The 14,996-nt window shown below is 66.4% G+C and carries 12 protein-coding genes; all 12 read left to right on the top strand.

Features of this window, described 5'->3' with window-relative positions; all coding sequences use genetic code 11:
- Positions 1 to 4 precede the first annotated feature (4 nt).
- The 12 genes from AB7O82_RS00550 (at position 5) to AB7O82_RS00495 (ending at position 14,906) form a co-directional block, all read left to right on the top strand.
- Entirely contained in the window at positions 5 to 997 is a 993-nt protein-coding gene (locus tag AB7O82_RS00550; RefSeq protein WP_428543263.1) for a Bug family tripartite tricarboxylate transporter substrate binding protein, read from the top strand.
- The gene (locus AB7O82_RS00545) at positions 955 to 3,918 is read left to right on the top strand and encodes an FAD-binding and (Fe-S)-binding domain-containing protein (RefSeq protein WP_428543265.1); all 2,964 of its coding nucleotides are present in this window, start codon (positions 955 to 957) and stop codon (positions 3,916 to 3,918) included. The genes AB7O82_RS00550 and AB7O82_RS00545 overlap by 43 nt, the downstream gene beginning before the upstream one ends.
- A gap of 202 nt (positions 3,919 to 4,120) precedes the next feature.
- Positions 4,121 to 4,975: an NAD(+) diphosphatase gene (gene nudC, locus AB7O82_RS00540; protein WP_428543267.1), complete on the top strand. Its 855-nt coding sequence runs from the start codon at positions 4,121 to 4,123 to the stop codon at positions 4,973 to 4,975.
- Between the two features lie 112 nt (positions 4,976 to 5,087).
- Positions 5,088 to 6,218 carry an NADH:flavin oxidoreductase/NADH oxidase gene (locus tag AB7O82_RS00535; RefSeq protein WP_428543269.1) on the top strand — a complete coding sequence of 377 codons (1,131 nt, stop codon included), beginning with the start codon at positions 5,088 to 5,090 and terminating at the stop codon, positions 6,216 to 6,218.
- Between the two features lie 9 nt (positions 6,219 to 6,227).
- Complete coding sequence (locus AB7O82_RS00530) at positions 6,228 to 6,581, top strand: response regulator (protein ID WP_428543271.1); 354 nt, start codon at positions 6,228 to 6,230, stop codon at positions 6,579 to 6,581.
- A 209-nt stretch (positions 6,582 to 6,790) separates the two neighbouring features.
- The gene (locus tag AB7O82_RS00525; protein ID WP_428618384.1) at positions 6,791 to 7,927 is read left to right on the top strand and encodes an HlyD family secretion protein; all 1,137 of its coding nucleotides are present in this window, start codon (positions 6,791 to 6,793) and stop codon (positions 7,925 to 7,927) included.
- Entirely contained in the window at positions 7,924 to 9,066 is a 1,143-nt protein-coding gene (locus AB7O82_RS00520) for an FUSC family protein (RefSeq protein WP_428543275.1), read from the top strand. The genes AB7O82_RS00525 and AB7O82_RS00520 overlap by 4 nt, the downstream gene beginning before the upstream one ends.
- Positions 9,067 to 9,146: 80 nt before the next feature.
- Complete coding sequence (locus tag AB7O82_RS00515) at positions 9,147 to 10,061, top strand: DMT family transporter (RefSeq protein WP_428543277.1); 915 nt, start codon at positions 9,147 to 9,149, stop codon at positions 10,059 to 10,061.
- Positions 10,062 to 10,316: 255 nt separating this feature from the next.
- Positions 10,317 to 11,396, top strand: coding sequence for an ABC transporter substrate-binding protein (locus tag AB7O82_RS00510; protein WP_428543279.1), 1,080 nt, complete (start codon positions 10,317 to 10,319; stop codon positions 11,394 to 11,396).
- A complete protein-coding gene (locus tag AB7O82_RS00505) occupies positions 11,396 to 12,328 on the top strand; it encodes an ABC transporter permease (protein ID WP_428543281.1) in 933 nt (310 codons plus the stop codon). The genes AB7O82_RS00510 and AB7O82_RS00505 overlap by 1 nt, the downstream gene beginning before the upstream one ends.
- Positions 12,318 to 13,142, top strand: a complete 825-nt coding sequence (locus AB7O82_RS00500) for an ABC transporter ATP-binding protein (RefSeq protein WP_428543283.1) — start codon at positions 12,318 to 12,320, stop codon at positions 13,140 to 13,142. Before AB7O82_RS00505 ends, AB7O82_RS00500 begins: the two co-directional genes overlap by 11 nt.
- Positions 13,143 to 13,364: 222 nt before the next feature.
- Positions 13,365 to 14,906, top strand: coding sequence for an amidohydrolase family protein (locus tag AB7O82_RS00495; protein ID WP_428543285.1), 1,542 nt, complete (start codon positions 13,365 to 13,367; stop codon positions 14,904 to 14,906).
- Positions 14,907 to 14,996 lie beyond the last annotated feature (90 nt).

Genomic DNA, 14,996 nt, shown 5'->3' with positions numbered 1-14,996 from the left:
TTTTATGTCGTCCAGGGTCATCGTTTCGCGCCGCAGGGCGTTGGCGCTCAGTATTGCCGCGTCGCTGGCGGCGCCCATGGTGGCGCGCGCCCAGCAAGGCTGGCCGCCACCCACCATCACCTGGATCAATCCGTTTCCTGCCGGCGGCGGCACCGACGTCTTTGCCCGTCCGCTGGCAGCGCAGGTCGGCGAGCAGCTCGGTTGCCAGATCATCATCGACAACAAGGGCGGCGCCGGCGGCACGGTGGGCGCCTCGCAAGCCGCCAAGATGAAGCCCGACGGCTCGGTGTTCTTCGTCGGCGCCATCCATCACACGATCGCGCCCAGCATCTACAAGAGCCTCGACTACGACCTCGAGAAGAACTTCGAGCCGATCACCATGATTGCGCTCGTTCCGCAGGTGATCTCGATCAACCCCTCGCGCGTGCCGGTCAAGACGGCGGCCGAATTTCTGGCTTATATCAAAGCCAATCCGGGCAAGGTGAACTACGCCTCGCCCGGTGCCGGCACGGCGCACCATCTCGCGGGCGAGCTGTTCAAGCTGGAGACCAAGACACAGATCACCCACGTGCCTTATCGCGGCGCCGGCCCGGCGATGCAGGACCTGCTCGCAGGCAATGTCGACATGATGTTCGACGGCATGGGCACCTCGGCCTCGCAGATCCGCACCAACCGGTTGATCGGTCTCGCCGTGGCGACGCCGCAGCGCAACCCCGAGTTTCCCGACATTCCGACCGCGGCCGAGATCGGCGTGCCGAACTGGATCGTATCGACCTGGTACGGTCTGTGGGCGATCAAGGGTACGCCGCAGCCGATCGTCGACCGCATGCATGCCGAGGTCGTGAAGGCGCTGGCCAATCCCAAGCTGCAGAAGATCTGGAAGGACCAGACTGCGCAGGCGGGCGGCGAATCGCGAGCCGACTTCGCCAAGCGCATCCGCACCGAGATCGAGAAATGGCAGAAGGTCGTGACCGCGGCCGGAGTGAAGCTGGACTGACAACGCTCGAGCAAACCCTGCGCCGCACGATCAAGGGCGAGGTCCTTTTCGACAAGGCCTCGCGCGGGCGCTATTCGACCGACGCCTCGATCTACCAGGTCGAGCCGATGGGCGTCGTGCTGCCGCGCGACGAGACCGATCTCGGTCTCATCGTCGACATCGCGCGCGATGCCGGCGCGGCGATCCTGCCGCGCGGCGCCGGCACGTCGCAGTGCGGCCAGACTGTCGGCAGCGCGCTGGTGGTCGACGTGTCGAAATACCTGCGCGAGGTCGTGGGCTTCGACAAGAACCGCGCCGAGGTGACGGTGCAGCCGGGCGTCGTGCTCGATCAGCTCAACGCCTGGCTCAGGCCGCACGGTCTCTGGTACCCGGTCGATGTCTCGACCTCGGCGCAATGCACCCTCGGCGGCATGGCCGGCAACAATTCGTGCGGCAGCCGATCGATCCGCTACGGCAACATGGTGCACAACGTCGCTTCGATCGACGCCATCCTGGCGACGGGCGAGCGCGTCCGCTTCGGCTCGGCGCGACCCGAGGACATGCCGGCGGCGGTCCGCGCCATTGCCGACAAGGTGGCGGCACTCGCATTCGCCGAGCGTGCCGAGATCGAGCGCCAGTATCCGAAGGTGCTGCGCCGGGTCGGCGGCTACAACCTCGATATCTTCTTCCCGCAGTCGGAGCGGCCCTACACGCTCGACAACTCGGTGAACCTCTCGCACCTGCTGGTCGGCAGCGAGGGCACGCTGGCGGTGACCGAGCGGCTGACCTTGAAGCTTTCGCCGCTGCCCAAGCACAAGACGTTGGGCGTGGTAAACTTCCCGAGCTTCTACAAGGCGATGGACAGCGCCCAGCACATCGTCAAATTGAAGCCAACGGCGGTCGAGCTGGTTGACCGCACCATGATCGAGCTGGCGCGCGCCAATCCCGCCTTCCGGCCGGTCATCGAGCGCGCCCTGATCGGGCGTCCCGAGGCCATCCTGCTGGTCGAGTTCGCCGGCGAGGAGCGCGAGCCGCAGCTGCGCGATCTCGCGCGGCTGGTCGAGCTGATGGGCGATCTCGGTTTGCCGGGCAGCGTGGTCGAGATGCCGGAGCCGCAGCCGCAGGCCGAGCTGTGGGAGGTCCGCAAGGCGGGCCTCAACATCATGATGTCGATGAAGGGCGACGGAAAGCCGGTGTCTTTCATCGAGGATTGCGCCGTTCCGCTCGAGCATCTGGCCGATTACACGCAACGTCTGACAGAGGTGTTCGCCAAGCACGGCACGCGCGGCACCTGGTATGCCCACGCGTCGGTGGGAACGCTTCACGTGCGGCCGATCCTCGACATGCGTCGCGAGGGCGCGACCAGGATGCGGGCCATCGCCGAGGAGGCGTCGGCGCTGGTGCGCCAGTACAAGGGCGCCTTCTCGGGCGAGCACGGCGACGGGCTGGTGCGATCGGAATGGGTGGCGTGGCAGTTCGGGCCTCGTCTCACCAAGGCCTTCGAGTCGGTGAAGGACTTGTTCGATCCGCAGGGCATTCTCAATCCCGGCAAGATCGTGCGGCCGACGCGGATGGACGACCGCTCGCTGTTCCGCTTCAAGCCCGGCTACGCCAGTGTCGCCTACCAGCCGGCGCTCGACTGGTCGGCGTGGAACGTCCAGAACGATCCGGTCACCGAGACGCTGAGCGAACCGGGCAGCGGCGGCGATCCGACCGGCGGCTTCGCCAAGGCTGCCGAGATGTGCAACAACAACGGCCACTGTCGGAAGTTCGATGCCGGCACGATGTGCCCGTCATTTCGGGTCACGCGTGACGAGATCCACCTGACGCGTGGCCGTGCCAATACGCTGCGGCTCGCGCTTTCCGGCCAGCTCGGCCCCGAGGCGCTGCGCTCGGACGCCGTCGCCCGGGCGATGGACCTCTGCGTCAGCTGCAAGGGCTGCAAGCGCGACTGCCCGACCGGCGTCGACATGGCGCGCATGAAGATCGAGGTGCGATCGGCCCGCCGCATGAGCAAGGGGCTCAGCCTGCGCGACAAGCTGATTGGCGGCCTGCCGGAGATCGCGCCGTGGGCGCGGCGACTGCCGTGGCTGTTCAATCTTGCCGGCCTGGTGCAGCCCTGGCTGGGCTTCGCCAGGCAGCGCACCCTGCCCAGGTGGCGCGGCGATACCTTTCTCGCCACGACCAACGTCGACGAGCGCGACGCGACAGTGGTGATCTTCGCCGACACCTTCTCCAACAATTTCGAGCCGCACATCCTGCATGCCGCACGCCGCGTGCTGTCGGCCGCCGGGCATCGTGTTGCGGTTGCCTGGCCGACCCTCGGGGCGCCGGCGCTGTGCTGCGGCCGCACCTATCTCGCGATGGGGCAGGTCGACAAGGCCAAGGGCGAGGCACGGCGCCTGCTTAATGCTTTGAACCCGTTCGTCGCCCGAGGCGTGCCGATCATCGGACTCGAGCCATCGTGCCTGTTCACCATGCGCGACGAATTTCTCGCGCTCGGGCTCGGCGAGGAGGCGAGGGCGCTCGCCGACAACGCCTTCCTGTTCGAGGAATTCCTGGTGCAGGAGAAGAAGGCGGGTCGCCTCGCCCTCGAGCTCAAGCCGCTCTCATACAAGTCCGCCCTGCTGCATGGCCACTGCCACCAGAAGGCCTTCGGCGCCATGACCGCCGTTCAAGAGGCGCTCGCCCTCGTGCCCGAGCTGACCGTCAGCGTGATCGAGTCGAGCTGCTGCGGCATGGCCGGCAGCTTCGGCTACGAGGCCGAGCACTACGAGACGTCCATCGCCATGGCCGAGCTGTCGCTGCTGCCGGCGGTGCGCAAGGCCGGCGACGATGCCCTGATCGTGGCCGACGGAACGTCCTGCCGGCACCAGATCGCCGACGGCAGCAACCGACAGGCAGTACACGTCGCCGAGGTGCTGGCAGAGGCGATTAGGTGACCGCGGCGACTTCGCTTCGCGCCGCTCGGGATGACGGAATTTACTATAAGCCAGCCCGCCCGGCGATCGCGAGCCAGACTCCTGCAATTGCAGCCGCGCCGCCCCTGTGGCACGGTCCGCGCCCATGCAGCAAAGACCGAGAAATCCCTATTCCAGTGCCGAGATCGATCGCGCGAGCCATGAGCGCGAGGACGAGGAGCGCATGATCGAGCTCGCTTCGTCCGGTGCGGCGCGATTCGTGCCGATCGACACCGAACGCAACCTGGTGAAGGCCGGCGGCAACCCTGAGGCGGTGTTCCTCCAGGGCATGATGGGAAGAGCGGTCGCCAATGCGGCCGAAACCCACATCTTCCTGGGGTATGTCGAGGGCACGCCCTACTTCGCCGTCGACGTCACCGGCAAGGACGTGCCGTTGAAGGATCTTGGCGAGTTCGTCGACCTGCGGCAGGTCGGCGCGCTCCTGTTCGCGCGCGAAGGCTCGATCCTCGCCTATGCCCGCGGCATGACCTATTGGCATCGCCGCCATCGCTACTGCGGCGTGTGCGGCGCCAGCACAAAGATCGCGCGCGGCGGCCACGTCCGGATGTGCACCAACGAGAACTGCAAGACCGAGCATTTCCCGCGCACCGATCCGGCCGTCATCATGCTGGTCCATCACGGCGACAAGTGCCTGCTGGGACGCGGCAAGCAGTTTCCTCGCGGCATGCATTCGACGCTCGCGGGCTTCGTCGAGCCCGGCGAGAGCTTCGAGGATGCGGTGGCGCGCGAGGTCTACGAGGAGGTGAAGGTACGGGTGAAGAACGTCACCTATCGCTCATCGCAACCCTGGCCGTTTCCCGCCTCGGTGATGATCGGCTTTCATGCCGAGGCCGAGTCGCTCGACTTCACCGTCAACGAGAACGAGCTGGCGAGCGCTCTGTGGCTCAGCCGCGAGGAGCTTCGGCCCGAGAACCTGCCGAAGGATGGCTCCTTCTTCATGCCGCGCCGCGATTCGATCGCCCGCCGCCTGATCGAGGAATGGCTGGGCCACGAGACCGGCCCGTCGATCAGCGGGTGAATGCCTCATGATCTTGCGGACCGCGAGCGTCCCGCTCGCTCATGAGCATGAGCGGGTGGGACGCCTGCGGTCCGGAAGACGATGAATTGAAGCTCATTCCAGCAGGAGCCCCATGACCGTCCATTTGTTCACGCCCGTCGAGATCGGCGGGGTCACCCTGCCCAATCGCATCGTCGTGTCGCCGATGTGCCAGTATGCGGCAGTCGATGGCAGCGCCCAGCCGTGGCACCTGGTGAACTACGGCATGATGGCGATGTCGGGCGCCGGGCTGCTGTGCCTCGAAGCGACCCATGTGGAGCGCGAGGGCCGCATCACTCAAGGCTGTCTCGGTCTATACAGCGACGACAACGAAGCGGCCCTGAAGCCGGTCGTCGACTGGGTGCGGGCCTGGATGCCGAACGTAAAGCTCGCCGTCCAGCTGGCCCATGCCGGCCGCAAGGCGTCGGCGCAGCGCCCGTGGAAGGGCGGCGGACCGCTCACCCAGGCCGACGCGCCGGACCTGCCGTGGACGACCTTCTCCGCGTCAGCCGTGCCGTACGACACGAAATGGCATACGCCGGTCGCGCTCGACGGGGTCGGCCTGAAGCGCGTCAAGCAGGCGTTCGTGTCGGCCGTCGAGCGCAGCGCCCGGCTGGGCTTCGACGTGATCGAGCTGCACGGCGCGCACGGCTACTGCCTGCATCAGTTCCTTTCGCCGCTCACCAACCGTCGGACCGACGAGTACGGCGGCACGATGGAGAAGCGCCGACGCTTTCCGCTCGAGGTGTTCGAGGCCTGTCGCAGGATATGGCCGCGCGAGAAGGCCCTGGGCATCCGCCTGTCGGCGACCGACTGGGTCGATGGCGGCATGACCATAGACGATACGGTGGAAACCGCGCGGCAGCTCAAGGCGCTGGGCTGCGACTTCATCGACGTCAGCTCGGGCGGCAACTCGCCGGCGCAGAAGATCGCGGTGGCGCCCGGCTACCACGTTCCGTTCGCGGCGCGCATCCGCAAGGAAGTCGGCATCAAGACATGGGCGGTCGGCATCATCACCGAGCCGGAGCAGGCCGAGCGGATCATCGCATCGGGCGAGGCCGATTGCACCGCGCACGCGCGCGCCTTCCTGCTCGATCCGCGCTGGGCGTGGAACGCAGCCCGCGCCCTCGGCGCGGAGACGCCGCCCTTGCCACTGCCCGCCGTACGCGCGACAACGATCCTGCCGTTCAAGCCCCAACCCATGCTGGCGAAAGCCGCCGACTAGGAAGGCTGCATGACGAGCGTGCTGTTGGTCGAGGACGAGTTCCTGATCCGCGCCGTGGTCGTCGACGCGCTGGATGGGTTGAATATTGCGTGCATCGAGGCGGCGTCCGGGCAGAAGGCGATCGAGGTCATCGACAGTGACGTGCCGCTGTCTGTGGTGATCGTCGATATCGGCTTGCCCGACATGTCTGGGGAGCGTGTCATCGAGGCGGCGCTCGAGCGGCGGCCGGCGGTGGCGATCATCCGCTGCTCGGGAGCCGAGCCGGCCGGGCCGATGCCGCATCCGCAGGTCCATGTCGTCGCCAAGCCCTTCAGTGCCGTCGAGCTGGCCAAACTCGTGGCGTCGCTCTCCAAGGGCGATTGAAAGGTCCCTCGACTGGGCCGCCCGATGGGCGGCTCCGCTCGGGGCGACGGCATTTTTGCGACACGTGATTGCCCTGACCGGGGGCGGGAGCAGGCACGTGAACCGACCCGTGAATCACGCTATGTTGCAGAGCGATGAGCGATGCCGCGCCCCCGACTGCACCGCCGCGGCGTGAGCCGCAAGGGGAAATCGTCCGGCCGCTCGCCGCAGTGACTCGCCTTGCGGCCGCGCCGGCCAAAGCCGAGGCTGCGCCCAAGCCTGCGGAGCCTCACGCACCGCCCGAGCCGCCGGCGCCGGAGGTCGAACCGGCCGCCGCGCCGCCGCCGGGCGGTCAGCCGGCGCCGGCAGCGGAAGCGCCAAAGCCTGCCCGCACGGCCAGCCGGTTGCGCCGGCTGATCACCGTCGGCGGCACCCTGGTGGTGCTGTTCGTGCTGTGGGAGGTCGCGACCTACTTCGTCGCCTACACCGACGACGCCTATGTCCGCTCCGACCTCGTCGCGGTTGCCCCCGAGATCACCGGACGCATCATCACCGTGCACGTGGTCGACAACCAGGACGTCAAGGTCGGCGACAAGCTGGTGACCATCGATCCGACGCCGTTCCAGCTCGAGGTCAATCAGCGCCAGGCGCAGATCGATGAATCGACCGCCCTGGTCAAGGTGGCGCAGGAGGAGCTTTCCTCGTCCATGGCGGCGCTCGAGGCGGCAACATCCGCCCACACCTACGCCGTCCAGGAGCAGGCCCGCTACGCCGTGCTGGCGGCGGAGAACAACGCGCCGCGTGCCGAGCTCGATCGCGCCAACGACGCCTTGCGGCGCACCGCCGCCGAGATGACGATCGCCCAGGTCGCGATCACCAAGGCGCGCACCAGCATCAACGCCCACCAGGCGGCGCTCGCCCTGGCCAAGGCCGAAATGGCGACGGCGCAATGGAAGCTCAGCCGGACCATCGTCGTGGCGCCGGTTAACGGCGCGATCACCAACCTGACCACACGTCCGGGCGACACGGCGACGATCAACATCCCGATGATCGGCATCGTCGATTCCGACGCCTGGCGCATCATGGCCAACTACAAGCAGTACTATGTGCGCCAGCTCGCCATCGGGTCGACGGCCTGGGTGTGGCTCGACAGCGCCCCGTGGCAGCTCCATCGCGCCAAGGTCACCGGTATCGCCCGCGGCTTCAGTCGCGATCCGCAGGCGCCGATGCTGCTGCCCTACGTGGCGCCGACAACCGACTGGATCCGCCTGCAGCGGCGCATTCCCGTCACCATCGTGCTCGACGGTCCGCCACCGCAGGGCAAGCTCTACATGGGAGCCGACGCGCGCACCGTGATCTTCCCATGATCCGCGACTTCACTCGCGCAATCGCCGAGGATTTTGTCGAGGGTGGTCGCATGACCGCCAAGGCGCTCGAGAGCTTGCGGCTGGAGCTCGCCGAGCTGGGACGGGACCCCGCCCTGAACCGGCAAGGCGTCGTCGTCGCCAGTGCCGTAGTGCTGGCCACCGTCGTGGCCCTCTACCTGGAAGTGGAATCGCCGTGGTGGGCGGCGATCAGCGCCTTCATGTCGATGATGTCGACCGGCGCCGGGTCGGTGCGGCGCGGGCTGTTGCGCCTCATCGGCACGATCGCAGGGGCGCTGGTGGGCTTCATCCTGGGGCGCTGGCTGCCCTACGACCACGTCGCACTGTGCTTCGTCATGGGCGGCGTGACCATGCTGGGCGTGATGGCCATGCAGGTGAGCCCGCATGGGCTCGCCTGGCTGTTCCTCGCCATCACCTCGATCATGGTGCTGCTGAGCGGCCTGAACGATCCGCTTCAGATCGTGCCGACGGCGTACTACCGCGTGTACGACGTGGCCATCGGCGTGGTCGCGGCGATCCTGATGGCCAATCTCTTCCAGGAGTGGCATGCCGACCGTCCGCCTGCCATGCCGGGGTGGCGTCATCTGCTGGGCGCCCAGTGGCCTGCCCTGCTGCACGGGGCGCGCGCCGGCATTTCGGTCGTCATCGTCCTGATCGTCTGGATCCTTCTCGACCTTCCCCAGGTCGCCGAGATGACGATCTCGATTGCCGTCGTGATGTCGGCGCCGGTCATCACCTATGGTGGCCTCGGCACCCGCCACGCCGTTGCCGAGCGATCTCTGCATCGCTTCATCGGCTGCCTGATCGGCGGCGTGCTCGCGCTGACCGTTCTCGGCCTCGACCTGACGTCGTTCGTGTGGTGGCTCGCGCTGATCGCGGCCGGGGTGTGGGTCGGCGCCTATATGCAAGGTGGCAAGCACGGCGTCGGCTATCTCGGCACCCAATCGGCCTTCGTCTACGTGATCACGTTGATCCAGGGGGCGGCGCCGCCGACCAGCATCATGCCCGGCATTGATCGCTTTGTCGGCATCGCCGGCGGGCTGGGTATCCTGCTGCTGGTGTCGTTGCTGCTCTGGCCGAGCGACGAGGAGGATCGCGAAGCAATCTCCGGACCTCGCTGATCGGGAGCCCTGCGCCACGCGCTGGGCTGCCGCCGCAACGGATGCTTGTACGCCGGAGCAGGGCGGTTAGGTTCCGCGTCATGAGTGTCAAAGTCCCGCCGGCGCCCATGCCGCCGACGGACCGGATTCTGCGCGCCATCCTGGCCATATTGCTGTCAGTCGCCTGCTTCTCGGTCCTCAACGCCATCTCCAAGACGCTGACCCAGAACTACCCGGTCATGCAGGTGATCTGGGCGCGCTATCTGTTCGCCTTCGTGTTCATGTTGGCGCTGTTCCTGCCGCGGAGCGGGCTTGCCCTGTTTCGCTGGCGCAATGTCGGCAGCCAAGTGGTGCGCGGCCTGCTGCTGTTCTTCTCCTCGTTCCTGTACTTTCACGGCTTGGTCCATCTGCCGCTGGCGACAGCGGCGTCGATCTCGCTCACAAGCCCGTTGATCGTGACCGCGTTGTCATCGCGATTCCTCGGCGAGCCGGTCGGGCTGGCCCGCTGGCTCGCCGTCTGTGTCGGCTTCGCCGGCGCCTTGATCGTCGTGCGGCCCGGCGACGCGCGCTTCGAATGGCACTCCCTGCTGATCGTCGGCAGCACGCTTTGCAGCGCCTTCTATCAGCTCTACTCCCGTCGCTACGGTCAGGCCGAGCGCCCGGATGCGTCGGCGACCATGGCCACCATCGTCGGCACGGTCGCCGCGACACCCATCCTGCCGTTCGAATGGGTCACGCCGGCCTTGGGTTGGGACTGGTTCTTGTTTGTCGCCATCGGCGTGCTGGCTGGCGTCGGCCACTACTTCGTCACCATCGCCTTCAGCCAGGCACCGGCGGCGACCATCGCTCCCTTCAACTACGTGCAGCTCATCGGCGCGGCGATCCTGGGTTACCTCGTGTTCGGCAACATTCCCGATTTCTGGACCTGGGTCGGCGCGGCCGTGATCGTCTGCTCCGGGCTGTACCTCGGCCACGCGGAGCGGCGACGCTGGCAGCGGACGACGACCAAGAAATGATCATCTGACCAAGTTTTGGGCGACCGCAGTGCAGCATGCCTGTGGCGACACCCGAACCTCCGTGCCGCGACGGCTGGCACGGTGCTTGCAATTTCCTCGTAAGCGCAGGCCGCGTCAGCGGTTCTCTTCGGTTGGCGTGCCGACAATTTCGATGACGGCGGTCGTACGCGATCGTCGGCAGGGAGTCGTCAAGGCAAGAGCACCGACACACCGCTACCAAAATCGAAACTCTCCGCTGATCGAGGAGGTCACGTCATGTGTGATCGCATTGGCTGTACGCATTTTCCCAGGCTTTCCGACATGGACTTCTCCGGCAAGGTCGCATCCTCGCGCCGCCGCTTCCTCAAGGGCGCCGCGGCAAGTGGTGCCATCGCCATGGCGATCGGCCCCGGGCTGATGGGCGGGTCTGCGCTTGCCGGCGCGCCCGTCAAATCGACCCACGGGTCGGGCTTCTGCAATCTCAACATCTTCCTCGCCCATTCGCGGCAGTACGCCAAGGGCGCCGGCACCGAACTGGTGTTCATCAACACGCCGACCTTCGCCGAGCAGGTGACCTTCCTCGGCATGGGCCAGGTCGATATCGGCCTGATGCCCTACACCTCGTTCATGGCCCTGTATGACGCCGGCGCGCCGGTGAAGATCGTCGCCGGCGGCGGCGTCGAGGGCTGCGCGATCGTGGCCCGCCCCGGGCTCGATTCGCCGCAGAAGCTCAAGGGCAAGACGCTGGGCACGTTCCAACTCGATACGCTCGAGGTCATGCCCTACGACTACCTCAAGAAGAACGGCATCTCGTTCAAGGACGTGAAGGTCCGCTACATGGGCAACACGCCCGAGGCGGTCGAGGCCTTCAAGGCCGGTGCGCTCGACTGGATCTGCACCATCGAGCCTTATGCTTCGGCGCTGGTGAACGACGTCAAGGGCGCGGTCATGCTGACCAACGGCATCGACCTCTACGGCAAGGGCTACACCGATTGCGTGCTGGCGGCGCGCGCCAGCCTGATGAAGGACAATCCCGAGGGCCTGAAGGCGATCATCAAGGGCATGATGCAGGCCCAGCTCGATGCCGAGACCCAGACCGAGGCGGTCCTGAAGGAGCTGGTCGGCAAGTACTACAAGACGTCGATCGAGAACGCGCGCATCGCCCAGGGCAAGCAGCCCGCCGTGGTCGACGCGCGCAGCCAGACCGACTTCATCCTGCAGCGCACCGACAGCGTCATGGAGATGGGCTACATCAAGAAGAAGCCCGGCCGCGACGCCATCGACTGGACGCTGCTCGAGGCGGTGATCAAGGAGAATCCCGACCTCTACGGCAAGCTCAAGTTCAAGTCTGCCTGATGGCTGTCGTCACACGCGACGGCGATTCGGGCGCCGCCGCCGGATCATCCCGCCCGGCGGCGGCAACCCGCATGGTTGCATCGATGGTCAGGCTCGACTGGCTGACCAAGGTGTGGTGGACTTGTCTTTCGATCGGCCTGTTCGCCGGTATCTGGGAATTGTGCTGGGCGCTCGGCTGGGCCGACCCGAAGCTGCTGCCGCCGCCGCACATCTTCCTGGGCAACATCGCCGAACAGGGCAAGTTCTTCAACACCGCGACGCGCTGGCAGGTCGGCCAGGCGATGAACGAAGGCCCGACGGCCTTCGAATCGGTCATGATCACGGTGGGCGCCACGACGGCGCGGGTCTTCGTCGGCCTGGTGATCGCCTCGCTGCTGGCGATCGGCATCGGCGTCATGATCCGATACTGGAGCTTCTTCGACAAGCTGGTGCTGCCGACCGTTACCTTACTGTCGCCGGTATCGCCGATCGCGTGGCTGCCGGTGGCGATCTTCCTGTTCGGCATCGGCAATGCGCCGGCCATCTTCATGGTGGTGGTGGCGCTGTTCTTCCACATGGTGCTGGCGACCATCAACCAGATCGACGGGGTCAGCCCCAACCTGATCAACGTCGCGCGCACCATGGGCGCGAGCAAGGCGCAGATCTACGGTCGTGTCATCGTTCCGGCGATCCTGCCCGGCATGCTGGCCGTGCTGCGTCTGAACCTGTTCGGCGCCTGGATGGTCGTGCTGGTCGCCGAATCGACCGGCGTCGGCTATGGCATGGGCCAGGTGATCATGCTGGCGCGCAACACCTTCAATCCGTCGCTGGTGTTCTTCACCATCGCCGTGATCGGCATCCTGGGCTTCGCCTTCGATTGGCTCCTGAGGCTCGCCCAGCGCCGCATCCTGTATTGGCTGCCCGATACCCAGGAGAAGCTGCGTGGCCTTTGACGCACCGACTTTCTCGTCCAGGGACGCCGTGGTCTGCCGTGGCGTCGGCAAGACCTGGGCGGCTGGCACCAAACGCGCGCACGAGGCGCTGCGCGACGTCGATCTCGACATCAAGCCCGGCGAGTTCGTCGTCTTCCTGGGGCCCTCGGGCTGCGGCAAGAGCACCTTGCTCTACCTCATCGCCGGGCTCGAGGACGCCACCAACGGCGCCATCTGGTTCTTCGGCGACGAGGTCGAGAAGCCGTCGCCGGAGCGCAGCCTGATCTTCCAGGAAACCTCGCTCTTTCCCTGGCTCACGGTGTGGCAGAACGTGAGCTTCGGTCTTGCCATCCGGGGCGCCCCGCAAGCCGAGCGCCGCGCCGTTGCTGCCGAGGCGCTGCAGCGGGTCGGCCTCAGTGCGGCGATGGACAAGCGGCCGGACGAGCTGTCGGGCGGCATGCGCCAGCGCGTCGCCGTGGCACGTGCGCTGGCGATGCGACCCAAGGTTCTCTTGATGGACGAGCCGTTCGCCGCCCTCGACGTGCAGACCCGTGCCCGCATGCAGGATTTCCTGCTCGACGTCTGGCGCGACTCGGGCGCCTCTGTCCTGTTCGTCACCCATCATATCGACGAGGCGGTGGCGCTGGCCGATCGCGTCGTCGTGTTCACGGCGCGGCCCGGCCGCATCAAGACGATCTACCCGATCGACCTGCCGCGGCCGCGCAACCTGTTCTCGCGCGAGGCCGAGGCGATGCGAATCCAGCTCACCGAGCTCCTGCGCGACGAGGTCGATCGCGCCTTCGCCGAGCAGGAAGCGCTCGCTTCGGTCAGGTAGCCTCGCCTGTCATACGGGGCATTCACAAATGGAGAAACACCGTCATCCCGACCGGAGCCGAGCGCAGCGAGGCGAAGTGGAGTGGCCTTTCTTCCTGCAGCGTCAACAAGAAAGGTCCCTCGACTGCGCCGCCCTTCGGGCGGCTCCGCTCGGGATGACGGCATTTTTCTCCCATATGTGAACACTCAGCCCGTGATACGGAGAATTTGATCAGGAGGAGTTATGGCCACCAGTCTCGTGCGCAGCCGTGCCACCATCACCGGCGTAAAGGATCGTTTCGACTGGAACGAGATCAAGGACGGCGCCGTGCTGCAGGAGGACGGCGTCATCGTCGCCGTCGGCACCTACGACGACCTGCACGCCAAGCACCCGACCGTGCCGGTGATCGGCACCGGAAAAGAGGTCCTCCTGCCGGGCTTCGTCAACGGCCATCACCATGTCGGCCTGACCCCGGTGCAGCTCGGCTCGCCCGACATGCCCCTCGAGCTGTGGTTCATCACCCGCATGGTGATCCGCAATCTCGATCTCTATCTCGACACGCTCTACTCGGCGTTCGAGATGATCGGCTCGGGCATCACCACGGTGCAGCACATCCATGGCTGGATGCCGGGCACCCTGGCCGAGGTCGAGAAGCGCGCCGGCGACGTCATCCGCGCCTACGAGGATGTCGGCATGCGTGTCAGTTACTGCTACGCCGTGCGCGACCAGAACCGGCTCGTCTACCAGGCCGACGAAGAGTTCGTCGCCGGCCTGCCGGCCGAGCTGCAGGGCCCCATGAAGCGCTGGTTCGAGCGCTTCAAGATGAGCCTCGACGATGCGATGGACATGTTCAGGAGCTTCCATTCGCAGCATCACAACAAGCGCCGCGTCAAGATCCAGCTGGCGCCCGCCAATCTGCACTGGTGCTCCGACAGGGCGTTGACGGTGCTTTCCGATGCCTCGGAGAAATTCGACACGCCGATGCACATGCACCTGGTCGAGACCGCCTATCAGAAGGAATATGCTTGGCGGCGCGGCAACTGCACGGCGCTGGAGTACATCGATCGCTTCGGCCTGGTGACGAAGCGCCTGACCCTGGGTCACGGCGTATGGCTGAGCGAAAAGGACATCGACCGCCTGGCCGAGGCCAGGGGCTGCGTCTGCCACAATTGCTCGTCGAACTTCCGCCTGCGCTCCGGCGTGGCCGCGCTCAACTTCTTCGAGAAGAAAGGCATCAATACCGCGATCGGCCTCGACGAGGCCGGCATCAACGACGACCGCGACATGCTGCAGGAGCTGAAGCTGGTGCTGCGCGCCCATCGCGTGCCGGGCATGGTCGAGGCCGACGTGCCGACCATGGCCCAGGTCCTGCGCATGGCGACGATCGGCGGGGCGCGCACGACGCCCTTTGGCGAGGCGATCGGCACGCTCGAGGTCGGCAAGGCGGCCGACATGGTACTGCTCGACTGGGATAGCATCGCCTATCCCTACCTGGACGAGTTGACGCCGACGCTCGACGCGGTGATCCAGCGTGCCAAGCAACAGTCGGTGACCATGACGATGTGCGACGGTGAGGTGATCTACAAGGACGGCCAGTTCACCAAGGTCGATCGCACCGTCGCCCTGAAGGCGTTGCACGACGACTTGAACAAGGCGTTGGCGGACGACGAGGTCGAGCGACGCAACCTTTCGAAGGCCCTGCTGCCCTATGCCCGCAAGTTCTACGCCGATTACATCGACACCTCGAAGCACCAGCCGTTCTACCGTCCGAGCTCGATGGTGTAGGGCGTCATGTCTGGGGGCGCGCCACTCCAGTGGCGCGATCTTCTTGCGTGCTCGACGATGATCGCGCCACTGGAGTGGCGCGCCCCCGGC

Origin of the sequence: Reyranella sp., from assembly GCF_050185545.1 — a bacterium.
In the GTDB taxonomy this organism is placed as follows: domain Bacteria; phylum Pseudomonadota; class Alphaproteobacteria; order Reyranellales; family Reyranellaceae; genus Reyranella.
Note: the sequence above shows the minus strand (reverse complement) of the source record. Positions and strands in the feature narration are given on the sequence as shown.